This window comes from Microbacterium thalassium (genome assembly GCF_014208045.1).
In the GTDB taxonomy this organism is placed as follows: domain Bacteria; phylum Actinomycetota; class Actinomycetes; order Actinomycetales; family Microbacteriaceae; genus Microbacterium; species Microbacterium thalassium.
In genome coordinates, this window is the sequence record NZ_JACHML010000001.1 from 87,990 (window position 1) to 113,516 (window position 25,527).

Consider the following 25,527-nt stretch of genomic DNA (forward strand, 5'->3'; position numbering starts at 1 on the left):
GGCACCTCCCCCACGACGCTACCCAAGTCTGCGCGGCTCCCGCTCCGCGCGCGCTCGGCAAGGCCTAGTGTCTTTGTCGTGGGAACCATCTACTACGGGGGATCGGACACGCCGATCCACATCGAGGACCGGGCGCTGGCGCACCTCAAGGTCGTCATCGTCACCAAGCTGCGTCGCAACGAGACGTTCACGCTGTCGTGGCAGCATCCCGACGACGAGCCCCGCGGACGAAGCACGATCTGGCTGCATCCGTCGATCCCGCTGCGGTTCGTCTTCGACGACCCCGAGCCGACCGAGCTCAGCCGCGAGTGGATCTCGGATCTCGCCAACTCCGTGTCGTCGACGGGTGGCATCATGCTGGTCGCCGAGCACATCGACGCCGAGCCGGAGACGGATGCGTCCGAGCGCCCCGGCACAGGCGACGTGAACCTGGGCAACGTCGAGGTGGACAGTGTCGACATCGACAAGCTCACCGTCTCGGACGTCAAGGTCACGCCGCCATCGCAGGAGGAGCGCAAGCCGCTGGAACCCTGAGGCTCACTCCTCGGCGACGGCCGTCGCGGCCTCCTCCGACGGCTCGGGCATGATCCACAGGCCGTTCGGGCCGCCCGCGGCGAGCATCATCTCCTCGACCCACACGCGGTTGATGCGCGGCTGCCGGCTGCCGTAGAAGTGGAACTGCAGCGGAACCGACGAATGCATCCAGAAGCTGCGGCGACCGCTGCCGTCGCCCATCTCGACGTCGAACATGAACGACTCGCCTCTTCGCAGCTTGTTCATCACGACGATGCGCAGATGCGCGAGAGTACGGTCTTCGATGTCGACGCCGTTCGCGACGGTGTCATAGATGAACCTGCCCACGACAGGAGCATAGATCCCCGCGGCGTCAGCGGGGGGCGAAAGCGGCGGCGAACAGGGTCTGCGCGCGCTCGGCGATGCGCGGCCGCTCGGACTCGGGCATGTGCGCCAGTTCGCTCGCGATCATGCCCAGCGCCATCGCGACGTCGGCCTCGTCGACGTGGTCGCCGATGCGGCCGGCCGCGCGGTCGTTCGAGACCACCCGTGCCACGACACTGGCGAACCGCGCGTTCAAGGGAGCCACGCGTGGGTCCTCGAGGTCCGCGGTCACGAGGGAGATGAGCGCCGTCGACGTCATCGCCTGGTCGGCGACGCGGCGCATGAGATCCGCGACGGAGGCCTCGGGACCGGACAGCTGCGCGTCCATGTCGGCGATGTTGTCCTCGAACACGGCGACGGCCAGCGCGATGCGGTCGGGGAAATGCCGGTACAGGCTCCCCTGGCCGACGCCGGCGCGCTTGGCGATCGCGCTGAAGGGCGCGGACGGACCCTCGGTGGCGTAGATCTCGCGCGCCGCCGCGATGAGCGCGCGCCGGTTCTCGGGACCCGCCGCGCGGCCCCGGTTCGGCCGTGCCACCGTGTCGTTCGTCACACCTCCACCCTACGCACCGTCGCGTCGCGACGTCAGAAGGGCCAGATCAGGGGCACGTACAGCACCGCCATGACGATGAAGAACAGGGTGAGAGGCGTGCCCAGCTTCCAGTAGTCGCCGAACTTGTAGCCGCCGGGCTCCATCACCATGAGGTTCGCCGGCGTGGCGATCGGGGTGAGGAACGCGGACGCGCCGGCGACCGTGAGCGCCATCATGAAGGGCAGCACCGAGACCTCCATCGTCGCCGCGATCGACAGCGCGATGGGGGCGACGATCAGGACGGTCGCGGTGTTGCTGATCAGCTGGCTGAGCACCACGGTGACGACCACCAGCACCAGCAGCGCCAGGTGCGGACTCGCGTCGCCCAGGATGCTGAGCAGGTAGCCGGCCACGAGGTCGGCGGCACCGGTCTTGGTGAACGCGGTCGACAGCGGGATCATGCCGGCGATGAGCACGATCGTCGTCCATGAGATCGAACGGTACGCCCGCGTGGGCGACACGGTCCCGGTCACGACCAGGGCACCCGCGGCCAGCAGCGCGGCGACGGCGGCGGGCACGAGGCCGGTCGACAGCAGCACCACCATGAGTCCGAGGATCACCAGCGCCCGCTTCGCGCCACTGCCGAGAGGCACCGACCGGCGCATCAGCTCGGGGGCGTCGACGGCGAGCACACCGGGAGCCGCGGCGTGCCGGCTGAGCTCGTCCCACGTCCCCTGAAGCAGCAGCACGTCGCCCATCTGCACGGCGATGTCGGGGCCCTTCAGCAGATCGTCCCCGCGGCGGACGGCGAGCACCACGAGGTCGCCGGCCGGCGTCTTCATGCCCGGCGACACCGATTCCCCGATCAGCGGCGACCGGGGCGCGACGACGATCTCGCTGACACCGCTCGAAGCGCCGAGGATGACGCCGGTCTCCATGCTGAGCGAGTACTGGTCGCGCAGCAGGCGGGCGTGGCGCACGAGGTCCATCGGCATGATCGCCCCGGCGCGCTCGGGCAGCAGGCGCTTGCTGAACAGGACCAGCAGGATGACGGCGCCCACGACGACCGGGACGCCGACGAGCGCGAACTCCCAGTAGCCGAACGCGCGCGCTCCGCTGTTCGCGGCGAAGTCCGACACGATGATGTTCACGGGCGTCCCGGTCAGCAGCAGCAGGGACCCCGCGGATGCCGCGAACGCGAGCGGCATGAGCATCTGCGACGCGGGCAGCGCGGCCCGCGCGGCGACCACGACGACGAGCGGCAGCAGGGCCGCGGTGGCGCCGTTGACGCTGATGATCGCGGACACGAGCGCCGCCAGCAGCGAGATCACGATGATGAGCGTCGTGCGCTTGGTGCCCGCGCGCCCGATCACCTTCTGCCCGGCCCACGCCATGACCCCCGACGCGTCGAGGGATTCGCTCACCACGAACAGTGCGGCGATGAACAGCACCGTCGGATCGCCGAACCCGGCGAACGCCTCGTTGATCGTCAGGACCCCGGTGAAGTACAGCGCGAGGGCGACGCCGATCGCCACGATGCCCAGCGGCACGCGGTTGCTCACGAATGCGACGACCGCGAGCACCAGGATCACGAGTGTTGCCACGACCGGGTCCACGCGCCCACTGTATCCAGTCGTCCCGGCCGGGCGCAGGCGCGTCGCCGATCCGGGCTGGAGTTCGCGGACGGATGCCGCGCCGTGCGCCCCGGTCGCGGCGTGCGCGCGGCCCGGGGTCAGCCGGCGGCGAGGAAGAAGCGGCCGTCGCCGCGGATGTCGAGGGTCGCGGCATCCGTCACGAACACGACGCCGCCGCGCGGCAGCTCGATCGCCTCGTCGCCCGCCGTCACGGTGAACGCGCCGTCGACCACGATCCCGATGGCCGGGCCCGACGTCGTGACGACGTCGTCGCCGGTGACCGCGAGCAGCGCGAACGCAACGCCCCGGCCCGACGGCAGCGAGGCGGGACGATAGGCGACGACGTTCTCCGAGACGCGCGCCGGCGCCAGGTGGGGCGGTTCTCCCGTGGAGAAGTCGAGCACGCGGCGCAGCTCCGGGACGTCGACGTGCTTGGGCGTCAGGCCGCCGCGCAGCACGTTGTCGCTCGGGCCCATGAGCTCCATCCCGGTGCCACGCAGGTACGCGTGGATGTTGCCGGCGGGCAGCCACAGGCACTCCCCCGCCTGCAGCGTCACGTGGTTGAGCATGAGCGCGATCGCGATCCCCGGGTCCGCCGGGTACCCGGCGGCGAGCCGGCCCGGCAGCTCGAAGCGCGCCGGGTCCGCCTCGGCCGCCGCCGTCACCTGCCGCACGAGCGACTCCACCGCCGGCCCGCCCGACAGTAGCCAGTCGAAAGCCGTCCGCACACCGTCCTCGGCGCGCAGCATCCGCTCCCACTCGGCGAACGGAGCGGGGTCCTCAGCGGTCTCGGCGAGCACGGCGACCGCCTCGAGGGTCGCGGGCAGCGGGCGGAACCCGCACAGCCCCTCGAAGCCGTCCTCGAGCGCCACGATCAGCTCGGGCTTGGCCGACGCGTCCTTGTAGTTGCGCTCGCGCGCGTCGCGGGCGACGCCGGCCGCCTCCTCCGCCGCGAACCCCGCCACGGCCTGCTCGGTCGTCGGGTGGGCCTGCAGCGACAGCGGAGATGACGCCGACAGCAGCTTCAGCAGGAACGGCACGGCCGTGCCGGTCGACCGCTCCCAGGCCGCCAGGTCGGTCGCGCCCGCGGCGTCCGCGTCGACGATCCGGCTGGGAGCCGAGGGGTGCGCGCCGAGCCACAGCTCCGCCTCCACCTCGTCGGTGGCCGGACGGCCGAGCGCGCGAGAGACGCCTCCGGGGGTCCCCCACGCATAGTCGCGCACATCGCCGATGATCTCGAGCAGGTGAGCGGTCATGCAGGGGTCCCTCCGAGGCCGCGCCTGTCGTTTCGCGCGCCCTGGAAAGCATGTCACGACTCGAGCAGCACCATCGCCTCCTCGAGGGTCGGCGCGACGTCGGCGACCGTCGCGTCGATGCCGCCCAGAGCCTCTCGCACCCGGTCGGCGGGGACGCCCGCGACCCGCACCGTGCGCCCCGAGAGCATCGTCGGCAGGCCCGCGTCGCCGAGGGTCGTGAACGCGTCCTGCCACCGGGGCGAACGGACCTCGACGGCGGTCACCCCCGCGATGAGGTCGTCGACCGAACCCATGCCCAGCAGCTCGCCCTGCGACATCAGCGCGAGGCGCGTGCACTGCTCGGCCTCCTGCAGATAGTGCGTGGTCACCAGCACGCCGCGCCCGGCATCGGCCTGCGCGTGGATGATGTCCCACAGCCGGGCGCGCGAGAGCGGGTCCACGCCCGACGTGGGCTCGTCGAGCACCAGCAGCTCGGGATCGTGGCTGAGCGCGAGGGCGAACGCGAGCTGGCGCTGGCGTCCGAGTCCGATGTCGCCGACGACGTCCTTCGTGACGGCGGCCAGCGACGCCGGCAGCGGCGCCTCGGGCGTGCCGTACACGCGCGAGAAGAACTCGACGTTCTCGCGCACGCTGACGGTCCGGTACAGGCCGAGGCCCTGCGGCACGTAGCCGAGGCGCCGGCGCGAGGCGGCATCCGGCGCCGAGCCGAACAGCTCGGCCTCGCCCTCGTCGGGGCGGTCGAGTCCGATGAGCGCACGCAGGAACGTCGTCTTGCCGGCGCCGTTCGCCCCGATGAGCCCGACGACCTCTCCCGCCTTCACGTCGATGCTGACGTCGTCGACGGCGACCTGCCCTCCGAAGCGGCGCGTGACGTTGCGGCCCGCGGCGAGCGTCGTGCCGGGGACGAGCCCGGACGGCCGCGTCTCGGGCATGTCCACCGGCGTGAACTGGCGGTGGTGCGTGCGGGCGATGCGGCGCGCGTGCGCCGCGCGGCGCGGGTGGACGTCGGCGTCGACGCCGTCGGCCCGGCGCGACAGGGTGAGCGCGATGAGGGCGTCCTCGAGGTCGGGCTCGGCGATGGGTGTGGTCTCCGGCGCCGCACCGCCGCCGAGCCAGATGTGCCGCGCCGCGCCGCGCCGCCATGAGTCCGGCACCGGCTTCTCGGCGTCGGGCAGCAGCGCGATCCGGCCGGGCATGCCCGCGATGATGTCGCCGGGAAGGCCGGCGGCGATCACGCGACCCTGGTCCAGGGCGACGACGGATGCGGCGCGCTGCGCCTCGTCCAGATACGTCGTGGCCATCAGCACCGCCGTGTCGCTCGCGGCCACGCCCGACACCAGCCGCCACAGCTCGACCCGGCTGACCGGGTCGACGCCCGTGCTCGGCTCGTCGAGCAGCACCAGCCGAGGCTCGTGGAGGATCGCCAGCACGAAGCCCAACTTCTGGCGCATGCCGCCCGACAGCGCCGACCCGAGCCGCTTGCGCGCCGCCGTGAGACCGGCGCGCTCGAGCAGCTCGTCGCCGCGCGCGCGGATCGCCGTGCCCGACATCCCGTAGGACTGCCCGACGAACTCCACGTTCTCGATGACGCTCAGGTTGCCCCACACGCCGCTGGTCGCGGGCTGGTAGCCGATCTGCGCCTTCCCGAGCGTGCGGACCTCGCCGGCCGTGACGCCCACGCGACCGGCGAACACCTTCAGCAGCGTCGACTTGCCTGCGCCGTCGCCGCCGACGACGCCGGTCACCTCGCCCACCGGGACGTCGATCGACACGTCGTCGAGGGCCAGCGTGTCGCCGAACGACACGCGGATGCCCGAGGCGCCCAGCTCGGTCACTTCGCGTCCTCGGCGCTGCGCTGCTTCGCGGGAGCGATGCTCCGATGCAGCCGGATGACCGCGAGCCCGAAGATCACCACGGCCATGATGGCCAGCACCGTGAGCGGCAGCCACAGCGAATCCCACGGGGCGTCGCGCAGCATCACGCCCTGCGACAGCATCGTGAAGTAGGTCAGCGGCAGCAGATACCCGATCCACCGGACACCGGGCGCCATGGCGTCGAGCGGGAAGATCATGCCCGACAGCAGGATCTGCGGCAGCAGCGTCATCATCGCCAGCTGGATCGCCTGCCCCGACGTCTGCGACACCGACGAGATGAGCACGCCGATGCCCAGGACCGCGAACAGGAACAGCGCCGCGCCGACGACGAAGATCCACGGGTTGCCGTTGAAGGGCACGCCGAACAGCCAGATGCCGATGCCGGCGATGAGCACCATGTCGAACGAGGCGAGCAGGAAGTACGGCATGATCTTGCCGAGGATCACCGCGGGGGCCTTCAGCGGCATGACCGCCAGCTGCTCCATCGTGCCCGCCTCGCGCTCTCGCACCAGGCCGATGCTCGTGATGATCGTGCCGATGAAGGTCAGGATCAGGCCGATGATCGCCGGGATCATGACCCACGAGGTCTTCAGATCCGGGTTGAACAGGATCTCGACCTCCATCGCCGGCGCCTGCGGGTTCTGCGCCAGCTGCTGCTGCACCTGCGCGAACAGCACCTGCGCGCCCTGCGCGGCGAACAGGTTCGACCCGTCGATGTAGACCGTGACGCTGTCGCCGTCGGCGAGGATCGCGACGTCCGCCTTGTCCTCGCGCAGCTCGGTCTCGGCATCCGTCTTCGTCCCGTCGGTGTCGACGGTGAGGATGTCGAAGTGATCGGCCAGGTCGTCGTTGTCCTCGATCTGGCTCTGGACGTCCTCGGCGGCGCTGCCGTATATCGACAGTGTGAACGTATCGACGGTGAAGTTCGCCGCGTAGCCGAAGATCACCAGCAGCAGCAACGGCATGACGATGAGCATTCCCAGCGTCCTGCGGTCGCGCCGCAGCTCCTGGAACTCCTTGAGGAACACAGCCCGCATGGTCGGCATTATTCAACACTCGATGAAATCTTGGCAAGACCCTTCGGCCGCCGTACGCTGTGGACATGCCGGAGCACCGGGCACCGTCCTCCCGACGCCGCCGAGGGCGTCCGCGCGGCGGCGACTCGGGCGCGCGGGAGCGCATCGTCGACGCCGCCGTGGCGGAGTTCGGCGCGCGCGGCTACGACGGCGCGACGATCCGCGCGATCGCCGCCCGCGCCGGCGTCGACGCGGCCCTCGTCCACCACTACTTCGGCACGAAGGACGACCTGTTCACGGCCACGATCGACGCGCCGCTCGGACCCGCGAAGGCCGTGCCCGGCATGCTCGCGGGCGACCTCGACACGGCGGGCGAGCGCATCGTGCGGTACGTGCTCGAGACCTGGGAGGACCCGGCCTTCCGCCGGCGGGGCGTGGCGATCCTGCGCGCGATCGTGGCCAACCGGCGCTCGACGTCGCTGCTGGTGGGACTCGTGTCGCGCGAGGTGCTCGGCCGCATCGCCGACCGCCTCGAGGGGCCGGATGCCGAGCGGCGGGCGGCGCTGGTGGGCAGCCAGATCGTGGGCCTGATGGTGACGCGGTACGTGCTCGAACTGCCGCCGATGGCCTCGGCACCCGTCGACGACATCGTCGCCGCCGTCGGGCCGACGGTGCAGCGCTACCTCACGGGGCCGCTCGGTCCGCCGCCGTAGGCGCCTCCTCGGCGCTGCCTGCGGATGCGGCATCCGCCCGGGAATCCACCAGGCGCGAACGCGACAGGACGCCGGGGAGCCCGCGAGCACCCGCGGTGACCAGCACCAGGACGATCGACACGATCGCGAACAGCGGCGTGGCCCATTGCGCGATCGCGGGGATCGCGCTGAGCACCTGATACCCGCCGATCCCGCCGAAGAAGATCAGGACCCCGGCGACGACGCGCGGATACGGCGAGCCGGTGTACCGCAGCTGCACGGCCGCCTGTCCGATCGTGCGGCCGGTGAACGCGAAGAAGCCGGCCGAGAGGGCGAAGGGGACGAGCGCGACCGTCCAGGTCACCCACGCGTCCGTGGGGTCGAGCACATGGTCGCCGACGGTCAGCGCCGCGCCCAGCGCGATCACGACCGCCGTCGCGATGCCGGTGAGCGTCACGCTCAGGAAGTCCGACAGCGACGCGATCAGCCGTCGCGTGCGGGTGACCGGCTGCGGGAGCAGAGCGGCCGCGACACGATCGGGGCGGACCCGCAGGCGCGGCGCGATCAGCAGCGACAGCAGCGATCCGAGGACGGCCCCGAGGGTGTTGGTCAGCAGGTCGTCGACGTCGAACAGGCGGTACGCGCACGGATACAGTCCCCACACGCCGGTGACCTGCGTGGTCTCGATGAGCAGCGACAGGAGCAGTCCCGCGATCAGCGAGACCACGATGCCGCGTCGCCAGATCAGGCGGATGAGGATGCCGAGCGGGACGAAGAGCAGCACGTTGAGGGCGAGCTGAAGGAAGCCCGCGTCGGTCAGGAAGCTGCCGCCGGACGCCGCCCCGCGCAGGTCCTCGACGAACGCGAACGGATCCAGCTGGGGCTGCGTGCAGACGATCGTGCTCGGCTCCGGCATGGGAAGCAGCGTGTAGACCCACACCGCCACGAAGTACAGCAGCGCGGCGCCCCACAGCGCGAGGGTCGACAGCGCGAGCCGTCCGTGGCGACGGTACGAGATCGCGACCGCGGGGACGAAGAGCAGCAGCCCCGCGATCACGCCGAAGAAGACGGCGATCAACCCCAGCAGAACCTGCGCCTGCGCCATCCGGCCTCCTCCTGCGCCCGCGGGCGCTCCCCCATGATGGCGGTGGCGCCGCCCGACCGCCAGTCGCGGCGGGGTTCGGCCCGCGCGCCGGGCTCAGCCTCGGACGTCGCGCAGGTCGCCCGGCCGGGCCGGATCCGCCAGATGCACGCGGGCCCGGCGATCGCGCAGCGCCTCGACGGCCACCCACACCAGGCAGGCCACGGCGATCCCCTCGAGCAGCCCGCCGACGACGTCGCTCACCCAGTGGGCGCTGAGGTACGTACGGCTCCACGCCATCAGCACCACCCAGAAGACGGCCAGCACCCACACGTACCAGCGCCGCAGGAGCAGGGCGAGGGTGATCATCACCGTGGTGGCCACGGCGGTGTGACCCGAGGGGAAGGACGTGTCGACAGTCTCGGCGAGAGAGTCCGCGGGACGCACGCGCCCGACGATGGATGCCATGGGCGCGCCGATGGCGACGACGATCACGATCGCGAGGCCGACGTTCACGGCATCCCATTTGCGGTGCAGCACCGCGAAGACCGTGATGAGGAGGATGCCGACGGCGATCATGCCGATGGTGCCGCCGCCGATCGCGGGGATCCACGCGAGGATGAGCAGCGCATCCGCGCGCCCCTCCACCATCAGGTCGTGCCACCACACGTCGATCGGCAGGGGCTCCTCGCCCCCGAGTGCGACGACCACCCGCAGAGACACGAAGAGCACGGCGGCGGCGCCCCCGACGATCAGGGCGACCATGCGCCGCGGGTCGGGCTCGGGAACGGGATCGGCTGTCGTCGAGCCGGCGAGGTCGGTCGAGTCCATGGCCGCCACCCTATGCGGGGCGGCTCTCGCGAGCGGGCCCCCTTGCGTGCGTGCAGCGGGCATGCAAGGGCCCGCCTGATGGCATGTCCCGCGCGTCGTCCCCCGGGCCGACGGAGCGTCGGGTTCAGTGCCGCGCGGACACCCACTTCTCCGCGGTGGCGGCGATCTCGTCGCCGGGCTGTGCGATGTCGACCACGACGCCGCGCTCGTCCGGCCCGAGCGGCTCGAGCGCGGCGAGCTGGGAGTCCAGGAGCGCCGGCGGCATGAAGTGACCCTGTCGCGCGCCGGCCCGTGCCGCCAGCAGCGCCCGAGAGCCGTCGAGGTGGACGAAGACCGCCGCCGGGCACGAAGCGCGCAACTGATCGCGGTACGTGCGCTTGAGCGCGGAACAGGCCATCACGAGCCCGCCGGAGGCCGCGCCCTCCGCCAAGCGGGCGCCGACCGCCGCGAGCCACGGCCGGCGGTCGTCGTCGTCCAGGGGCGTCCCCGAAGCCATCTTGGCGACGTTGGCGGCCGGGTGCAGATCGTCGGCGTCGGCCCACGGGATGCCGAGGCGTGCGGCGAGCGTGGCGGCGACGGTCGACTTGCCCGACGCCGAGACCCCCATCACGACGACCGCCGGTCCCGGATCGGCATTCGCGGCGCTCATCCCACCCATCATGCACTGTGCCGTCGTCGAGACGGCTGCCGGTCAGGCGGGTCTGCTCGCCCGGTTCCGGCCGCGCCGGGTGCGACGCAGGGCGCCCCGCCGAACTCGTCGGCGGGGCGCCCTGTGAGGCGGCTTCGGTTTAGAAGTCGAAGTCGCCGATGTTGTCGGCGTCGAACACGTACGGCTCGCCGAGCAGCACGGTCGCGTCCGCGTCGACGGTGTACGAGCCCAGCTCACCGGCCTCGAACGTGTCGCCCTCGGCGCCGGTGATCTCACCGGTCGCCAGCGCCTGCGCCGCGTACGCGGCCAGGTAGCCCAGGTCGGCCGGGTTCCACAGCGCGAACGCGGTCACGGTGCCGTCCTCGACGTACTCGCGCATCTGGTTCGGGGTACCCAGACCCGTCAGCGCGACCTCGCCCTTGTACTCCGACGTCGACAGGTAGCGCGCCGCAGCCGAGATGCCGACCGTGGTGGGCGAGACGATGCCCTTCAGGTCGGGGTACGTCTGCAGCAGAGCCGCGGTCTTGTCGAACGAGGTCTGGTCGTCGTCGTCGCCATAGGCGATCTCCACCAGCTCCACGTTCGGGTGGTTCGCGTCGAGCTCGGCCTGCATCATCTCGATCCAGGCGTTCTGGTTCGTCGCGTTCGCCGACGCCGACAGCACCGCGATCTCACCCTCGTCACCGATCTGCTCGGTGATCAGGTCCACCTGGATCTTCGCGATGCCCTCAGCGGTCGCCTGGTTGATGAACAGGTCACGGCAGTCCGGGTTCGTGTCCGAGTCGAACGTGACGACCTTCACACCCGCGTCACGCGCCTCGTCCAGCGCGTCGCAGATCGCCTCCGGGTCGTTCGCCGACACGATCAGCGCACTCGCGCCCTGCTGCGCCGCCGTCTGGATGAACGGCACCTGCGCCGTCGGCGAAGCCTCCGTCGGACCGACCTCCTCGAACGACCCGCCGAACTCCGCCACCGCCGCCTCGGCACCACCGGTCGAGGTATCGAAGTACGGGTTGCCCAGGTTCTTCGGCAGCATCACGATCGACACGTCACTGCCCGCGTCACCACCCGCGTCACCCGAGTCGCCGGAATCCCCCGAGCTCGAGCAGCCCGTCAGCGCGAGCGCCGACACGGCGACGAGCGCGGCAACGCCGACGCCGAAGCGACCGGACTTGCGTCCCATGTTGAACATCATTGTTTCCTTCCTTGGTGCCGTTCCCGGCACGTGATTGACAGGCAGGGTGATCAGGCGGAATCGCCCTCGGTACCCGATCGCCCCTTCTTCCTCCCGATCGCCGAGACGCGCTTGGTACGCACCCAGGCGAGGAGACTTGCGGACACCACCGAGAGGATGAGCAGGACTCCGGTGATGACGTTGATGATGTCGCTGGTCACGCTCGCCAGGCGCAGGGCGCTGGCGAGGGTGCCGATGAGGAACACGCCGGCGATCACGCCGTGCATCGCTCCGCGGCCGCCGAAGATCGACACACCGCCCAGCAGCACGGCCGCGATGACCTGCAGCTCCATCCCGGTGGCGTTGTCGCCGCGGGCGTTGTTGTAGAGCAGCGTGAAGTAGACGCCCGCGAAGCCGGCGACCGATCCGCTCATCACGAACAGCCAGAACTTGGTCATCGCGACGTTGATGCCCGAGAAGGCCGCAGCCTCCTTGTTGAGGCCGATCGCGTACAGCGAGCGGCCGAACGGCGTGAAGTGCAGCAGCACCGAGAAGACGATCGCGAGCACGATGAACGGCAGGATGATCACCGGGATCGGGGTGCCCGTGATGTTGTCGCGCGCCAGGTCGGTCCAGAACTCCGGGAACTCGCTGATCGCGGTGGTTCCGAGCAGTCCGACGGCGATGCCGCGGAACAGCGCCAGGGTTCCGATCGTGACCGCGAGCGACGGCAGGCCGACGAAGGTCACCAGCGCGCCGTTGATCACGCCCGCGACCATGCCGGTGATGACCGCGAGCACGCCCGCGATCGGGAGCGGGAACCCGGCCTGCACGAGCAGGCCGGTGACCACACTCGAGAGTCCGACGACACTGCCGACCGAGAGGTCGATCTCCTCGGTGACGATGATCAGCGTCATCGGCAGCGCGATCAGGAGGATCGGCGCGATCTCGCGGATCAGGTAGGTGACCGTGAGCGGGCTGTCGAAGTTCGGCACCCACATCAGGGCCGAGGCGACGACGATGGCGAGGAGGGCGATGATCGCCATCTCCCGCGTGAGGAGCACGCGCCGCCAGAGCGGGCGCTGGTAGGCCTGGTACGTGCGGACCGGCTTCTGCGTGAGTACCGTCACGGTGCTCATGCCGCCACCTCCCTCTCGGCGACGAGCCGTCGATGCTGTCTGACTGCCAGGACGCGGTCGAGCACGATCGCGCCGATGATGAGGATGCCGACGACGGCGCGCTGCCAGAAGTCCTGGATGCCGATGATGGGCAGTGCGCGGTTGATCGTCAGCAGCAGGTACGCGCCGAGCGCGGCGCCCCACACGGTGCCGACGCCGCCCGAGATCGCGACGCCGCCGATGACCGCGGCGCCGACGGCCTGGAGCTCCCAGCCGAAGCCGGCGTTCGAGCTCACCGTGCCGTAGCGGGCGGCGTAGAGGACGCCCGCGAGGCCGGCCAGAGCACCGCACACGATGAACGCGCCGAGCACGCGGTTGGTGACCTTCAGGCCGTACAGGTGTGCGGCATCCGGGTCGGATCCGATCGCGTACAGCTCGCGGCCGCTGCGGAGGTTGCGCAGGTACCACGCGGCGATGACCAGCACGACGACCGCGAGGATCGTCAGCAGCGGGATCCCGAGGAAGTCGCCGGTGCCGAGTGCGCGGAACGACGCCGGCATGTCCGACGCGTTGATGCGGTCGCTGCCGGTCCACGCGACGTTGATGCCGCGGTACACGTAGAGCGTTCCGAGGGTGATCACCAGCGCCGGGACCTTCGCGAACGCGACGAGCGCGCCGTTGATGAGTCCGAGCACGGCGCCGAGGGCGATTCCCGCCGCGAACACCAGGACCGGGTGGATGCCGGGGAAGTCGATGAACAGGCGCCCGGTCAGGTAGGCGCTCAGGCCCACCACCGAACCGACCGACAGGTCGACGTTGCGGGTGATGATGACGATCGCCTGGCCGACGGCGACCACCATCAGCAGCGACGGCGTCAGCAGCAGGTCGCGGAAGCCATCCGACGAGAAGATGAAGCTCGGGTTGACGATCGTGGCCGCGACGACGACCAGGATCACGGCGATGCCGATGCCGGTCTCACGGGCCTTGATGATGTGGCCGGCGGCCGAGACGAGCGGATGCTGCTTCGGCTCTTCGATGGTGAGGCTCATCGGGCGACTTCCTGTTCTGCGGTCGCGGCGAACATGACGTTCTCGGGGGTGGCGTCCTCGCGCGCGAACTCCCCGGTGAGGCGGCCCTCGCGCATGACGAGGACGCGGTCGGCCATGCCCAGCACCTCGGGCAGCTCCGACGAGATCATCAGGATCGCGATGCCCTCCTGGGCGAGCTGGGACATGAGGCGGTGGACCTCGGACTTCGTTCCGACGTCGATGCCGCGCGTGGGCTCGTCGACGATCAGGAGCTTGGGGTGCGTGGCGAGCCACTTGCCCAGGACGACCTTCTGCTGGTTGCCACCCGAGAGCGTGCCGGTGTCGGCGTCGAGGGCCGCGGTCTTGACTTCGAGACGGCTGGACCAGATCTCGGAGGCGGCGTTCTCCAGTCCGCCCCAGATGAGACCCCACTTCGCGAGGCGGCCGCGGATGGCCAGCGTGATGTTGCGCGTGACCGACTGGTCGAGCACCAGGCCCTGCTTGCGGCGGTCCTCGGGGACGAGGGCGATGCCGGCGGCCATCGCGGCGGCGGGACGGTTCTTCGGCAGCGTCTTGCCGTTGACCGTCACCGAGCCGGTCTCGTACGGGTCGACGCCGAACACGGCGCGCGCCACTTCGCTGCGGCCGGCGCCGACGAGGCCCGCGAGCCCGACGATCTCGCCCGCCTTCACGGTGAACGAGATGTCGTGGAACACGCCCTTCTGCGAGAGTCCGTCCACCACGAGCACGTCCTCGCCGACGTCGGCGGGCAGCTTCGGGAACAGCTCCGTGACATCGCGGCCGACCATCTGGCGGACGAGTTCGTCGACGGTGGTGTCGGCGATCGCCATGGTGTCGACGTACGATCCGTCGCGCATGACCGTGACGGTGTCGCAGAGCTCGAACACCTCGTCGAAGCGGTGCGAGATGAACACCAGCGCGCGGCCCTCGTCGCGCAGGCTCCGCGCGACGGCGAACAGCCGTTCGACCTCGACACCGCTCAGCGCGGCGGTCGGCTCGTCCATGATCAGCACGCGCGCGTCCAGCGAGATGGCCTTGGCGATCTCGATGATCTGCTGGTCGGCGATCGACAGACCCTCGGTGAGGCGGTCGGGGTCGATGCGCACACCGAGCCGCTCGAAGATCTCGGTCGCCTCGGTCTTCATCGCCTTGCGGTCGATCCGGCCCAGGCGCGACGTGGGCTGGCGGCCCATGAAGATGTTCTCGGTGACCGACAGGTCGGGGAACAGCGTCGGCTCCTGGTAGATGACGGCGATGCCCGCCGCCTTCGACTGTGCGGTGCTGTGGAAGTCGACCGGCTCGCCCTCGAGGAAGAAGTCCCCGGCGTCACGGCGGTACAGGCCCGCGATGATCTTGACGAGCGTCGACTTGCCGGCGCCGTTCTCGCCGATGAGCGCGTGGATCGAGCCCTTCTGCAGGCGGATGCTCCCCGAGCGGAGTGCAACGACGGCACCGAAGGATTTCACCACCCGGGACAGCTCGAGCGCGGGGGCGGCCTCGCTGTGTGGCATCTCCGACACGGCTACCTCCTCCTTGAGGGATTACGGGGTTGAAAGGAATCTGAATCGATTCACGTACGATTCAGGCATACTCTATGGAGCGGTCCGGCGACGGTCAAGTCGAATCGGCCGAACGGTGCGTAATCGATGTGGAGGTAGCACCAGCGATGGCGAGTGTGAGCATTCGTGACGTGGCCCTGCGGGCGGGCGTGTCCGTCGGTACGGTGTCGAACGTGCTCAATCGCCCCGGCGAGGTGTCGGCGGAGTCGGCGCTGAAGGTGCAGCAGGCGATCGACGCCCTCGGCTACGTGCGCAACGAGGCGGCGCGCAAGCTGCGCGCGGGCGTCAGCACCACGGTCGGCTTCGTCGTGCTGGACGGGCAGAACCCGTTCTTCTACGACGTCATGCGCGGCGCCGAGGACGAGGCCACCCGCAACGGCATCGCGATCCTCTACGGCAACACCGATGAGAATCCGGTCCGCGAGCGCATGTACCTGGATCTCTTCGAAGAACACCAGGTCAGAGGACTTTTGATCGCGCCCCACGGAGATGTGCAGTCTCGCTTGGAGCGACTGCGGGCACGCGGCATCCCCGCGGTGCTGATCGATCGGCACAGCGGGTCGGGGCGCTTCAGCTCTGTGTCGAGCGACAACATCGAGGGCGGGCGCCTGGCCGTCGAGCACCTGATCGCCACCGGCCGGACGCGCATCGCGTTCGTCGGCGGCTCGTTCGAGATCCGACAGGTCACCGATCGGCTCGCGGGCGCCCGCGTGGCGGCCGAGAACGCGGCGGGCGTGACCCTCGAAGTCATCGCGACGAGTGCCATGAGCGTCGCCGAGGGCGTCGCCGCGGGCGAGCGGCTCCTGCAGCGCCCCCTGCGCGAACGACCCGACGCGCTGTTCGCGGCGAACGACCTCCTCGCGCTCGGGCTGCTGCAGTCCCTCGTCGGCGACGGGACGCTGCGCGTGCCGCGCGAGATCGCGATCATCGGGTTCGACGACATCGCCTTCGCCGGCGCCGCCGCCGTCCCGCTGTCGTCCATGCGCCAGCCGAGCACGATCATCGGCAAGACCGGGCTGCGACTGCTCCTCGAAGAGGCCTCCGACCCGGAGCTGATCGCCCGCCAGACGGTGTTCCACCCGGAGCTCGTCGTCCGCCGCTCCACCGAGCCCGCGGACTGAGCGGGACGCGGCGGCGCCGCCGACCGGAGGAGAGAGGGTCGGCAGCGCCGCAGGGGATGCCCTGGCGCGTCAGTCGAGCCAGGGCGAGGTGACTCCGAAGGCCTCGGCGACCGAGCGGATCTCGGCCTTGCTGAGCCCTTCGGCGACGCCGCCGGCGGTGAGGTTCATGTGCTCGTACATCGCGCCGGTCTCGGCGTACTCGACGCGGTCGACGGCGCGGGTGACCGACAGGTCGGAGCGCGACATCGTGCCGTGCTTGCCCCACAGGACGATCTCGTGCGTGCGCAGACCCTCGACGTTCGCCGCCATCAGCTGATCCGACCCCGGGACCATGAAGGGCAGCACCCCGATGCCCTGCGACAGGGCGACGATCGACTCCGGCTCCCACCGCAGGATCGCGTCGTTCATGGCCTTCGTGCTCTGATACGCCGGGATGTGGCTGAGGAACGTCAGGTGCGGCGGCTGCGCGTGGACGGTCGCATGGAACGGCAGGTCACGGGCCGAGATCTGGTCGTTGTGGACGGCGAGGTGCGAGTTGAACTCGCTCGTCAGCTTGGCGAACTGGCGGCGCGGCGAGCTGAGCAGCTCGGCGTGCTGACCGTCGTCCTCGACGATGACGGCGCCGATCGCGGCCACCGGGTCGGCGGCGATCTGACGCAGGCGCCGGCCCGAGCCGGTCACGAGCAGCGTGCGGCCGGCGAGCGCCGGAGCCGGCAGCGGCAGGTCGATGCGCTCCGACAGCGGGAAGACCTTGTGGACGCCCGGCAGGTCTTCGAGGCAGATCGAGATGTTGCCCGCCCCCGCCTCGCTCGCGTCGATCTCGCAGATGCGGCTGCCGCCCGCCCCCATATTGGCGAGGTACTCGTCGATGGTGGGCCTGTCCATGTCGATCATCGCTGTGTTCGGCCCGTTCACCGAGCCGGGATGCTGGTGTCGCTCCCCGGTCTCCGGACCTTCCCTTCACGAAGAAGAGTAGCGCTGAATCGTTTCATTATCAATGTGGTCCGACCACATTCTCCGGCGTCTTGCCGCCGAACGCCAGGCGCCCGAGAACCACGACCTGCGCGATCACAGAGATCGTGGTCACCACCATCACGAAGCCCAGGAATCCGCGCATGAACAGCTCCCAGTCCAGGCCCCGACCGAACTCCAGCACGCCGAAGTCGAACGGGAAGACCTCCCACAGCTGCAGCGCCACGGCGAACGCCAGCACCGCCGTCACGATGTCCCCCACCGCTCTCAGCGCACGGCTGTCCACGAGGGCGTTGAGGAGGTTCACGACGATGCCGGCGATCAGCGAGCCGACGAAGACCGGCAGCACCGCCACCGCGTCCGGCGTCAGGATGGGGACCGCCTCCCACCCGGGCCACACGAGCGTGAGCCAGAGCAGGATGACGTTGACCAGGACCGCGAGCCCGAACCCGACGCGGCGCATCGCAGACGCCGCGAATCGGCGGGTCGCCGCATCCGCCTCCGTGGACATGCCGACCTCGGCCGCTCAGGAGCCCGGCGCCGGCGGTGGCGTCGGACCGGCCGGCGGCGTCTGCGCGGGCGGCGTCGCGGCAGCGGGCGGCGTGCCCGTGGGCGCAGCGCCGGGGGTTCCACCCGCCTGCGGCGGTGGCGCGTACCCCTGCGGAGGCGCGTATCCCTGAGGGGCGTATCCCTGCGGCTGGGCGTAGCCGTACGACGCCGGGGCGACCTGCGTCGGCTTCGCGCACAGCACGATGAGCACGATGACGCCGGCGAGCGGCAGCAGGAACCAGAACACGTGGCCCCAGCCGTAGCCGGCGTCGCGCAGCCGCCGCACGGTGACCGCGAGGCTCGGCAGCAACGTCGCCAGCGCCCACAGCCCCGACAGCGTCGTGGTCGTCAGGGCCAGCTGCCCCGAATCGTCCACGGTGATCATCGGCAGCTGGATCGCGCCCAGCCCCGCCGACACCAGGAACGTGAACAGCACCCACCACCAGAACTCCGGACGGGTGGCCCGTCCCGAGAACTCCGCGTACTTGGTGAAGACCGTCTTGATGGACTCGCCGAATGACATGATCCGCCTCCTGACCGGAGAGTCTGAGCGGATGCCCCAGGCACCCGACTGCGACCCTGCTCCCCCGGCGGCGTCGGCGACAGTGCCAGAGGTCCCGTCGTCACCCGACCGTCTGCGGCGCTCGGCCGATGGTCTCCACGAGCGCGTCCAGCACCGCGGGATCCTCGATCGTCGCCGGGATCCGGTACGGCTCGCCGTCCACGATCTGCCTCATGGTCTTGCGCAGGATCTTGCCCGAGCGCGTCTTGGGCAGCCGCTCGAGGATCGTCACATCGCGGAACGCGGCCACGGGTCCGATGTGCTCGCGGACGAGCGCCACGAGCTCCGCCTCGAGCTGATCGTGATCGACGTGCTCATGGGCCTTGAGGGTGACGAAGCCGGCCGCGCGCTGCCCCTTGAGGTGATCCCGGATGCCGATGACGGCGCATTCCGCGACCGCGTGGTGCATCGTCAGCACCTCTTCTAGGGATCCCGTCGACAGCCGGTGGCCGGCGACGTTGATGACGTCGTCGGTGCGGCCCATGACGAACACATAGCCGTCCGGGTCGATGTGCCCGGCATCCCCCGTCGCATAGAAGCCCGGGAATGCCGACAGGTACCCGTCGCGGTATCGCTGCGCGTCGCCCCAGATGCCCGTGAGCGTCCCCGGCGGCAGCGGCAGACGCAGCGCGATGTTGCCCTCGGGCGACGAGCCGTCGGGTCCGGTTCCGGTGATGTCGCGACCCGAGCCGTCGAGGATGCGCACGTCGTAGCCGGGCATCGGGAGCGCGGTCGACCCCGCGCGGGTCTCGAGCCGCTCGAGACCGACCGGCACGGCGCAGATCGGCCAGCCCGTCTCGGTCTGCCACCAGTGGTCGACGATGGGAACGCCCAGCCCGTCGTTCGCCCAGTGCCACGTCTCGGGGTCGAGCCGCTCGCCGGCGAGGAACAGCGTCTCGAGGCCGTCCAGGGCGCCCTCGGGCAGCTCCTCGAGGTCGGGGTCGACGCGTCGGATGGCGCGCAGCGCGGTGGGTGCGGTGAACATCGTCTTGACGCCGTGGTCGCGCACGACGCGCCAGAACTCGCCGGCATCCGGCGTTCCCACCGGCTTGCCCTCGAACAGCACCGTCGTCCCGCCCGCGATGAGCGGGCCGTAGACGATGAACGAGTGCCCGACGACCCATCCCACATCGGAGGCGGTGAACATGGTGTCGCCGGGCCCGATGTCGTAGATGTTGCGCATGGCCCACGCGAGCGCGACGGCGTACCCGCCGGTGTCGCGCACGACTCCCTTGGGGCTGCCGGTGGTGCCGGAGGTGTAGAGGATGTAGAGCGGGTCGTGCGCGACGACGGGCACCGGCGCCGCAGGCTGCGCCTGCGCGACCCGATCGTCCCAGTCGAGCCAGTCGACGCCGTCGACCGTGTCCTGCATGTCGGCGGCGGAGCCGGGGACGGCGGCGCGGTCGCGCACCACGACGGTGCCCACGATGCCGGGCGCGGCTTCGAGGGCCTTGCGCACGATCGGCAGATACTCGACGGCGCGTCCCGGCTCGAGCCCGCCGGAGGCGGTGACGATGACCGACGGACGGGCGTCGGCGATGCGCACGGCGAGCTCGGATGCCGCGAACCCGCCGAACACGACGGAGTGGATCGCCCCGAGGCGCGCGCACGCCAGCATCGCCATGACGGCCTCGGGAGTCATGGGCAGATAGATCAGCACGCGGTCGCCCCGGCCGACGCCGAGGCTCTGCAGCATGCCCGCCACTTCGGCCACGCGGTCCCGGAGCTCGCGGTACGTGTACGCCTTGTGCGTCCCCGTCATCGCCGAGTGATAGCGCAGCGCGATGTTCTCGCCGCGGCCCGCGTCAACATGCCGGTCGAGCGCGTTGTCGCTCATGTTCAGGGCGGCGTCCGGGAACCACCGGCCCTCGGCATCGCCGTCGTGGGCCCGGCTCGGCGGCACCGTCCACGTGACGGCGCTCGCGGCGTCCAGCCAGAAGCCCTCCGGGTCGTCCATGCTGCGTCGCCACTGCGTCGCGTATTCGTCGGCCATGCTTCCCCCTCGAAACAGATGTGCGATCGACCTCGACCGCACGGCGTGGCACGACGCTAGCCCGGCCGCCGACGCCCGCGGCACCCCCGAAAGGAGGGAGCGCACGGGTCCAGCCGGTCGTGTCGCGCTACTCCGGCGCGACGCGCACGACGACCTTGCCGAGCGCGTGCCCCTCGCCGTGGTGGCTCAGCGCGGCGGCGATGTCGCCGAGGCCGAACTCGCTGTCGATGCGGATGCCGACATCGCCGGCGACGCAGGCGGCGGCGACGGGCTCGAAGTGCTCGGGCCCCTCGCCGACGGCGAGGATGCCGATCCTCCGTCCCGACACCGCGCCGATGAGGGTCCCGAGCGTGAGCGCGCGCAGGAGCGCACGGGTGGTCCCGCCCACCATGAAGAAGCGCCCGCCCGGTGCGAGCGCGCGTCGGTAGGCGAACATCGACCGGCGCGCGACCATGTCGATGATCACGTCGTACGGCCCGCTGCGGGTGTAGTCGGTCGTGCGGTAGTCGATCACGTCGTCGGCGCCGAGGGACTGCATGAACGCGAGCTTCTCGCCGTTGTCGACCGCGGTGACGTGCATGCCCGCAGCCGTCGCGAGCTGGATCAGGAACATCCCCGAGCCGCCGCCGGCGCCGTTGACGAGCATGCGGTCACCCGGCCTCCCGCGTGCGACGCCGTGCTGCGCGATCGCGCCCGCCTGCGGAATCGTTGACGCTTCGGCGAACGACAGCTCGGCCGGCTTGGCCGCGAGCTCCGACTCGTGGGCCACCGCGTACTCGGCGAAGCCGCCCTTTCGCTGCAGGATGTCGCCGTAGACGGCGTCTCCGACGGCGAAGCGGCTGACACCGGGCCCGACGGCGACGACCTCCCCCGCAATGTCGGAGCCGAGGATGCGCCGACCTGGCCGGAACAGGCCGCTCGTGCGCGCGTAGGCGGGCGAGCCGCGCAGGGTCTCCCAGTCGCTCAGGTTCACCGACGTCGCGACGACGCGCACCAGCACCTCGCCCGCGGCGGGCACGGGCACCGGCACCTCTTCGATCCTCAGCTCGTCGACGGTCCCGTAGCGCTCGTACACGGCGGCCTTCATGCCGCCCACGCTAGGGCCAGGCGACGACCGGTGTCACGCGAAGACGGGCCCGCATTCCCCGGGCGGGGACGCGGGCCCTCTCGCAGCATCAGACGGTGAGCGGATGCTCGGCCGCCGTCTCACCGGCGGCGAGGCGGCGCGCCGGCAGGTCGACCAGCGTCAGCGCGAGGCCCACGACGGTCCAGGTGGCCAGCACGAGCCAGGGGAAGGTCGCGTCGGCGGCCGGGAAGTACGACAGGTCGCGGATGAGCGTCGCCGCGGCCCCCGGCGGCAGCCACTGGCCGAATGCGCCCCACGGCGCGGCGATGAACTCGACCGGGACCGCTGCGGCGGACAACGGGTTGGCGACGAGCATCATGAACGCTGCGCCGAGCCCGACGCCTGCCGGCCCGATCAGACCCGCCAGTCCCGTGATGGTGCTCGAGATCGCCGCGATCGCCAGCGCGATCGCCGACGCGTTGAGCCAGTAGCTCCCCTGCAGCGCGCCGTACGCGCCCTGCAGGATGCCGGCGATGAGCAGTCCCGCCGCGGGCGCGTAGATCGCGACGCCGACGACACGGCGAAGGCCGCCGCCCTTCACGGCGAGAGTGAGCGCGATCCCGCCGATCATTCCGCCGATGACCATCGGGAACATCGCGGCCGACAGGCCCGCACCGCGCGGGTCGGTGTCGGCGAGGGGCACGACGTCGGTGACCTCGACCGTCACGACCGGGATCGTGATCGGCGCGGCATCCGCGTCATCGCCGGGCATCTGGGGCGTCTGCCCGCTCAGCGCCGCCTGGACGGCGGCCTGGATGGCGGCGGCGACCTTCTCGGCGAACGACTGCTGCATCGTGGCGAGGTTCTCTTCGACGGTCGCGCGGATCTGCGCGTCGATCTGCGCCTGCTGCTCGCTCGCCAGCCCCTGCAGCAGCTGGGCGACGGCGGGGCTTGCGGCGGTCGCGATGAGCACCTCGGGCGCCTCGCCCTGTTCGGCGGGCAGCACGACCGCGCCGTAGACCTCGCGCTCCTCGATCGCGGTGACCGCCGCGTCACGGTCCTCGTACTCGGTGAGCGCGATCGCGCCCTCGGACTGCTCGTCGACGTTGTCGGAGATCTGGTCGAGCTGCTCGGCCGAGGCGACGACGCCGATCGGCAGGTCGTGAGGATCGGCGGTGACCGCCGGCCACGAGAAGGCGAGAAGCACGACGCCGACGATGAGCGAGACGCCGATCGCGATGATCGGCACGCGCCACCACGGGGTGCGCTCGAGTTCCTGAGGTGCGTCCATGATGCGGCTCCTTGGCAAAACGAATGTTCGTTCTTTATTGTGGGAGTCGCGACTACGCTTGTCAATCGGGGGGTGCGGATGCCGAAGATCAGCGAGGCGCGGCGCGAGGCGCGGCGCGGTGAGATCCTCGACGCGGCGCTGCGCTGCTTCACGCGGTCGGGCTACCAGAAGACCTCGATGGCCGACATCATCGCCGAGTCCGGCCTGTCCGCCGGAGCGATCTACCTCTACTTCTCGAGCAAGGCCGATCTCGTCCGCGCCGTCGCCGCCCGGGTACTGGACACCCGCCGGATCGAGATCGAGGCCGCCGGCGCCGACGGGCCCGTCTCGCCCGCCGCGATCGTGCGCATCATCGCCGAGGGCGTGCGGGCGGGCGCGCCGCTGCCGGTTCTCGTGCAGGTCTGGGGCGAGGCGACCACCGACGACGCGCTGCGCGAGCGCATGCAGGAGACGGTCGGGCATATGCGGTCGACCATCCGCGATGCGCTCGAACGGTGGGCACGAGCGCAGCCGGAGCGCGAGGCGACCGCGGGCGAGTGGGCGGACCTCGTCGCTCCCGTCGTCGTCGGCATGCTCCCGGGGTTCATCCTGCAATGCGCCCTCGTCGACGGGTTCGACCAGGAGAAGTACCTGCGCGGCCTCGACGGGCTGCTGCCCACCGGCTGACCCCGCCCGTGCGCGATATCCTCGGGCCGATGAGAATCGAGGATGCCGTCTCCGAGGACGCTCCGGCGCTGGCGGAGCTCGCGGCCCGGACGTTCCCCCTCGCGTGTCCGCCGCACATCTCAGCAGACGCGATCGCCTCGTTCATCGCGGCGCACCTGACCGCCGCGGCCTTCGCCGGCTACCTGGACGACCCGGCCTACGACGTGCTGGCGGCATGGGAGGACGACGGACGCCTCGGGGGGTACGCCCTGTCGGTCCGCCGCGACCCGCCCGCCGACATCGCACGACTGCTGCCGCCCGGCCCGGTCACCGAGCTGAGCAAGCTGTACGTCCGCCCCGAGGCCCACGGCGGGGGCGCGGCCCGGCTTCTGCTGGACGCCGTGGTCGAACGCGCGCGCTCCGCGGGCACCGCGACGGTCTGGCTCGGCACCAACCGGGAGAACCACCGGGCGCGGCGCTTCTACGAACGTGAGGGCTTCGCCCTCGCCGGCCCGAGGCGCTTCCTCGTCGGCGACCGCTGGGAGGACGACGTCGTCTACACGCGCATCATCCCCGAGCCGTAGCCGTCGTCGCCCGCCGTCTCACCCCGCGGTGCGACCGGCGGCGACGGGGATCCGCGCCTCGGCGGGAGCGTGCCCGCCGCCTGCTCCCGAAGCCGCCGGGCTGAGCGCCACGGCGATCCCGAGCAGCAGCGACGACCCCACCACGAGCCAGATCCCGATGACGGCCGGGAGCGAAGCCGCCGTGGCCTCGAGCGCCGCGAAGGGCACGCGGCTCGTGGCCATCCCGATCCACATCACGGCGTACAGGTACGACAGGCTCCCTGCGACCGCGACGGGCGTCCAGCCGAGGGCGCCCAGCGCGCGCACTCGCAGGCAGACGACGCCGACGACGGCGAGGAGGATCGGCAGAGCGACGAACCCGATGCCGAACGCCACCGAAGAGATCTGCCCCGCGATGCGGTGGTCCGGCCACCAGACGGTCGTCGCCTCCCAATAGCCGGCCGCGCCTGCGACGAGGAACGTCGCGCCTGCGACGACGATCGCGACGCGCAGGCCGGTGCGCACGCCGGCTCGCGCACGGGGCATCCGCGCGACGATCCCCAGAAGTCCGATCGTGATGGCGATCGAACAGACCAACGCGATCGTCGTATGGACGCCCGGCAGCTCCGACGAGAGTCCGATCGCACCGCCGACGGCGGTGACGCCGTCCCAGAAGGCGACGCTGCTGAAGCTGGCGACGAGGATCGGCACTCCCAGCGCCAGGGCGATCCCGTATCCGATTCCCGAACCGTTGAGTCTCATCGCCGGCTCTCCTCTCATGTGCTCCTTCGCGGAGTTCACCGCGAGGTCTGCGGCGATCCGCAGCCGTGCGGCGAGCACCGCCGCCGAGCCCCGGCGGCGCGCGTCGCGGATCATGTCTCGCGCAAGCAGGCGCATCTCGTCGCCGTACTCGCCGCGGAACGCCGCCGGATAGCTGCGCAGCGCCAGGTCGACCAGCGCACCCTCGCGCACGCCGCCGTTCATGTCGTCAGCCCCCATTCGGGCAGCAGGCGCTTGAGCGCGGCCTGCCGGGCCAGAGCAGACACCCGGGCCGCTTCGGCGGCCGCGACGCGCTCGCCGAACGCCGTGATGCGGTAGGAGCGGCGCCGCTCCTCGCCGAGCTCCGGGTCCACGCGCGCGTCGGTCTCCTCGATGAGCCCGAGTCCCCGCATCCGCTTGATGGCGCCGTAGAGCGTTCCCGGCACGAGGACCACGTCCCCGTCGGTGCGCTCGCGCACCTCCTGCATGATGGCGTACCCGTGCCGCTCGCCGTCGGCGAGCGAGAGCAGGATGTGGAAGACCGGCTCGGTCAGGGGAAGCAGGTCCTTCGGTTCGTTGTGGGCGCCCATGGTTCCTTCTGCGGTGTATCGCGTTCCTGTATATCGCCACACGATACATCGGCT

The 25,527-nt window shown here is 70.9% G+C and carries 25 protein-coding genes and 1 pseudogene; 5 read left to right on the forward strand and 21 right to left on the reverse strand.

The window, feature by feature from the left end; translation table 11 throughout:
• Positions 1-78 precede the first annotated feature (78 nt).
• Positions 79-405, forward strand: a pseudogene (locus tag HD594_RS00405) (DUF7882 family protein); the annotation flags it as partial.
• Between the two features lie 132 nt (positions 406-537).
• Here the strand turns inward: HD594_RS00405 and HD594_RS00410 are convergent.
• From HD594_RS00410 to HD594_RS00435, 6 genes are all read right to left on the reverse strand, one after another.
• Positions 538-861 (reverse strand): DUF7882 family protein, encoded by a 324-nt coding sequence (locus tag HD594_RS00410; protein ID WP_184749054.1) that lies wholly within the window; start codon positions 859-861, stop codon positions 538-540.
• A 25-nt stretch (positions 862-886) separates the two neighbouring features.
• Positions 887-1,450, reverse strand: coding sequence for a TetR/AcrR family transcriptional regulator (locus HD594_RS00415; RefSeq protein WP_184749055.1), 564 nt, complete (start codon positions 1,448-1,450; stop codon positions 887-889).
• Between the two features lie 32 nt (positions 1,451-1,482).
• Positions 1,483-3,045, reverse strand: a complete 1,563-nt coding sequence (locus HD594_RS00420; RefSeq protein ID WP_184749056.1) for an SLC13 family permease — start codon at positions 3,043-3,045, stop codon at positions 1,483-1,485.
• Positions 3,046-3,161: 116 nt separating this feature from the next.
• The gene (gene manA, locus HD594_RS00425) at positions 3,162-4,319 is read right to left on the reverse strand and encodes a mannose-6-phosphate isomerase, class I (RefSeq protein WP_184749057.1); all 1,158 of its coding nucleotides are present in this window, start codon (positions 4,317-4,319) and stop codon (positions 3,162-3,164) included.
• A 53-nt stretch (positions 4,320-4,372) separates the two neighbouring features.
• Positions 4,373-6,154 (reverse strand): ATP-binding cassette domain-containing protein, encoded by a 1,782-nt coding sequence (locus tag HD594_RS17240; protein ID WP_184749058.1) that lies wholly within the window; start codon positions 6,152-6,154, stop codon positions 4,373-4,375.
• A complete protein-coding gene (locus HD594_RS00435; protein ID WP_184749059.1) occupies positions 6,151-7,230 on the reverse strand; it encodes an ABC transporter permease in 1,080 nt (359 codons plus the stop codon). The genes HD594_RS17240 and HD594_RS00435 overlap by 4 nt, the downstream gene beginning before the upstream one ends.
• Positions 7,231-7,295: 65 nt before the next feature.
• Here HD594_RS00435 and HD594_RS00440 point away from each other — a divergent pair, with 65 nt between their 5' ends.
• Positions 7,296-7,922: a TetR/AcrR family transcriptional regulator gene (locus tag HD594_RS00440; RefSeq protein WP_184749060.1), complete on the forward strand. Its 627-nt coding sequence runs from the start codon at positions 7,296-7,298 to the stop codon at positions 7,920-7,922.
• On the opposite strand, the gene HD594_RS00445 is transcribed toward HD594_RS00440, so the two are convergent.
• The 7 genes from HD594_RS00445 to HD594_RS00475 all read right to left on the reverse strand — a co-directional run bounded on the left by HD594_RS00445 (position 7,894) and on the right by HD594_RS00475 (position 15,314).
• Positions 7,894-9,006, reverse strand: coding sequence for a VanZ family protein (locus tag HD594_RS00445; RefSeq protein WP_184749061.1), 1,113 nt, complete (start codon positions 9,004-9,006; stop codon positions 7,894-7,896). The two genes, HD594_RS00440 and HD594_RS00445, sit on opposite strands and share 29 nt — an antisense overlap.
• A gap of 93 nt (positions 9,007-9,099) precedes the next feature.
• Positions 9,100-9,813, reverse strand: coding sequence for a phosphatase PAP2 family protein (locus HD594_RS00450; RefSeq protein WP_184749062.1), 714 nt, complete (start codon positions 9,811-9,813; stop codon positions 9,100-9,102).
• A gap of 124 nt (positions 9,814-9,937) precedes the next feature.
• Complete coding sequence (locus HD594_RS00455) at positions 9,938-10,462, reverse strand: gluconokinase (RefSeq protein WP_221446517.1); 525 nt, start codon at positions 10,460-10,462, stop codon at positions 9,938-9,940.
• Between the two features lie 139 nt (positions 10,463-10,601).
• A complete protein-coding gene (gene rhaS / locus HD594_RS00460) occupies positions 10,602-11,654 on the reverse strand; it encodes a rhamnose ABC transporter substrate-binding protein (protein ID WP_184749063.1) in 1,053 nt (350 codons plus the stop codon).
• 53 nt (positions 11,655-11,707) lie between these two features.
• Entirely contained in the window at positions 11,708-12,775 is a 1,068-nt protein-coding gene (locus HD594_RS00465) for an ABC transporter permease (RefSeq protein ID WP_184749064.1), read from the reverse strand.
• The gene (locus tag HD594_RS00470) at positions 12,772-13,803 is read right to left on the reverse strand and encodes an ABC transporter permease (protein ID WP_184749065.1); all 1,032 of its coding nucleotides are present in this window, start codon (positions 13,801-13,803) and stop codon (positions 12,772-12,774) included. Before HD594_RS00470 ends, HD594_RS00465 begins: the two co-directional genes overlap by 4 nt.
• On the reverse strand, positions 13,800-15,314 hold the full coding sequence (locus HD594_RS00475) for a sugar ABC transporter ATP-binding protein (protein ID WP_184752400.1): 1,515 nt from the start codon (positions 15,312-15,314) through the stop codon (positions 13,800-13,802). Before HD594_RS00475 ends, HD594_RS00470 begins: the two co-directional genes overlap by 4 nt.
• A 155-nt stretch (positions 15,315-15,469) precedes the next feature.
• Here HD594_RS00475 and HD594_RS00480 point away from each other — a divergent pair, with 155 nt between their 5' ends.
• A complete protein-coding gene (locus tag HD594_RS00480; protein WP_184749066.1) occupies positions 15,470-16,483 on the forward strand; it encodes a LacI family DNA-binding transcriptional regulator in 1,014 nt (337 codons plus the stop codon).
• A 69-nt stretch (positions 16,484-16,552) separates the two neighbouring features.
• Here HD594_RS00480 and HD594_RS00485 read toward each other — a convergent pair whose 3' ends face one another.
• The 6 genes from HD594_RS00485 to HD594_RS00510 all read right to left on the reverse strand — a co-directional run bounded on the left by HD594_RS00485 (position 16,553) and on the right by HD594_RS00510 (position 22,916).
• On the reverse strand, positions 16,553-17,368 hold the full coding sequence (locus HD594_RS00485) for a class II aldolase/adducin family protein (RefSeq protein WP_246413785.1): 816 nt from the start codon (positions 17,366-17,368) through the stop codon (positions 16,553-16,555).
• 109 nt (positions 17,369-17,477) lie between these two features.
• Positions 17,478-17,966 carry a cation diffusion facilitator family transporter gene (locus HD594_RS00490; protein WP_184749067.1) on the reverse strand — a complete coding sequence of 163 codons (489 nt, stop codon included), beginning with the start codon at positions 17,964-17,966 and terminating at the stop codon, positions 17,478-17,480.
• Positions 17,967-17,981: 15 nt separating this feature from the next.
• Positions 17,982-18,527, reverse strand: coding sequence for a DUF805 domain-containing protein (locus tag HD594_RS00495; protein ID WP_184749068.1), 546 nt, complete (start codon positions 18,525-18,527; stop codon positions 17,982-17,984).
• 100 nt (positions 18,528-18,627) lie between these two features.
• Positions 18,628-20,559: an AMP-binding protein gene (locus HD594_RS00500; protein WP_184749069.1), complete on the reverse strand. Its 1,932-nt coding sequence runs from the start codon at positions 20,557-20,559 to the stop codon at positions 18,628-18,630.
• A gap of 127 nt (positions 20,560-20,686) precedes the next feature.
• A complete protein-coding gene (locus HD594_RS00505) occupies positions 20,687-21,646 on the reverse strand; it encodes an NAD(P)-dependent alcohol dehydrogenase (RefSeq protein WP_184749070.1) in 960 nt (319 codons plus the stop codon).
• Positions 21,647-21,734: 88 nt separating this feature from the next.
• Positions 21,735-22,916: an ABC transporter permease gene (locus HD594_RS00510; protein ID WP_184749071.1), complete on the reverse strand. Its 1,182-nt coding sequence runs from the start codon at positions 22,914-22,916 to the stop codon at positions 21,735-21,737.
• Between the two features lie 78 nt (positions 22,917-22,994).
• On the opposite strand from HD594_RS00510, the gene HD594_RS00515 reads away from it, so the two are divergent.
• Together HD594_RS00515 and HD594_RS00520 are read left to right on the forward strand one after the other, a co-directional pair.
• Positions 22,995-23,582 carry a TetR/AcrR family transcriptional regulator gene (locus HD594_RS00515; RefSeq protein ID WP_184749072.1) on the forward strand — a complete coding sequence of 196 codons (588 nt, stop codon included), beginning with the start codon at positions 22,995-22,997 and terminating at the stop codon, positions 23,580-23,582.
• A gap of 29 nt (positions 23,583-23,611) precedes the next feature.
• Positions 23,612-24,145: a GNAT family N-acetyltransferase gene (locus HD594_RS00520; RefSeq protein ID WP_184749073.1), complete on the forward strand. Its 534-nt coding sequence runs from the start codon at positions 23,612-23,614 to the stop codon at positions 24,143-24,145.
• Between the two features lie 18 nt (positions 24,146-24,163).
• Here HD594_RS00520 and HD594_RS00525 read toward each other — a convergent pair whose 3' ends face one another.
• Both HD594_RS00525 and HD594_RS00530 read right to left on the reverse strand, forming a co-directional pair.
• Positions 24,164-25,123, reverse strand: a complete 960-nt coding sequence (locus tag HD594_RS00525) for a hypothetical protein (RefSeq protein WP_184749074.1) — start codon at positions 25,121-25,123, stop codon at positions 24,164-24,166.
• A complete protein-coding gene (locus tag HD594_RS00530; RefSeq protein WP_184749075.1) occupies positions 25,105-25,473 on the reverse strand; it encodes a PadR family transcriptional regulator in 369 nt (122 codons plus the stop codon). Before HD594_RS00530 ends, HD594_RS00525 begins: the two co-directional genes overlap by 19 nt.
• Positions 25,474-25,527 lie beyond the last annotated feature (54 nt).

Coding starts and splice junctions, on each gene's coding strand:
- HD594_RS00490 (WP_184749067.1), bottom strand. CDS start 17,966: ATGTCCACGGAGGCGGATGCGGCGACCCGCCGATTCGCGGCGTCTGCG.
- HD594_RS00435 (WP_184749059.1), bottom strand. CDS start 7,230: ATGCGGGCTGTGTTCCTCAAGGAGTTCCAGGAGCTGCGGCGCGACCGC.
- HD594_RS00440 (WP_184749060.1), top strand. CDS start 7,296: ATGCCGGAGCACCGGGCACCGTCCTCCCGACGCCGCCGAGGGCGTCCG.
- HD594_RS00485 (WP_246413785.1), bottom strand. CDS start 17,368: ATGGACAGGCCCACCATCGACGAGTACCTCGCCAATATGGGGGCGGGC.
- rhaS (WP_184749063.1), bottom strand. CDS start 11,654: ATGTTCAACATGGGACGCAAGTCCGGTCGCTTCGGCGTCGGCGTTGCC.
- HD594_RS00495 (WP_184749068.1), bottom strand. CDS start 18,527: ATGTCATTCGGCGAGTCCATCAAGACGGTCTTCACCAAGTACGCGGAG.
- HD594_RS00480 (WP_184749066.1), top strand. CDS start 15,470: ATGGCGAGTGTGAGCATTCGTGACGTGGCCCTGCGGGCGGGCGTGTCC.
- HD594_RS00465 (WP_184749064.1), bottom strand. CDS start 12,775: ATGAGCACCGTGACGGTACTCACGCAGAAGCCGGTCCGCACGTACCAG.
- HD594_RS00525 (WP_184749074.1), bottom strand. CDS start 25,123: ATGGGGGCTGACGACATGAACGGCGGCGTGCGCGAGGGTGCGCTGGTC.
- HD594_RS00500 (WP_184749069.1), bottom strand. CDS start 20,559: ATGGCCGACGAATACGCGACGCAGTGGCGACGCAGCATGGACGACCCG.
- HD594_RS00510 (WP_184749071.1), bottom strand. CDS start 22,916: ATGGACGCACCTCAGGAACTCGAGCGCACCCCGTGGTGGCGCGTGCCG.
- HD594_RS00450 (WP_184749062.1), bottom strand. CDS start 9,813: ATGGACTCGACCGACCTCGCCGGCTCGACGACAGCCGATCCCGTTCCC.
- HD594_RS00530 (WP_184749075.1), bottom strand. CDS start 25,473: ATGGGCGCCCACAACGAACCGAAGGACCTGCTTCCCCTGACCGAGCCG.
- HD594_RS00520 (WP_184749073.1), top strand. CDS start 23,612: ATGAGAATCGAGGATGCCGTCTCCGAGGACGCTCCGGCGCTGGCGGAG.
- HD594_RS00515 (WP_184749072.1), top strand. CDS start 22,995: ATGCCGAAGATCAGCGAGGCGCGGCGCGAGGCGCGGCGCGGTGAGATC.
- manA (WP_184749057.1), bottom strand. CDS start 4,319: ATGACCGCTCACCTGCTCGAGATCATCGGCGATGTGCGCGACTATGCG.
- HD594_RS00475 (WP_184752400.1), bottom strand. CDS start 15,314: ATGCCACACAGCGAGGCCGCCCCCGCGCTCGAGCTGTCCCGGGTGGTG.
- HD594_RS00505 (WP_184749070.1), bottom strand. CDS start 21,646: ATGAAGGCCGCCGTGTACGAGCGCTACGGGACCGTCGACGAGCTGAGG.
- HD594_RS00470 (WP_184749065.1), bottom strand. CDS start 13,803: ATGAGCCTCACCATCGAAGAGCCGAAGCAGCATCCGCTCGTCTCGGCC.
- HD594_RS00455 (WP_221446517.1), bottom strand. CDS start 10,462: ATGAGCGCCGCGAATGCCGATCCGGGACCGGCGGTCGTCGTGATGGGG.
- HD594_RS00445 (WP_184749061.1), bottom strand. CDS start 9,006: ATGGCGCAGGCGCAGGTTCTGCTGGGGTTGATCGCCGTCTTCTTCGGC.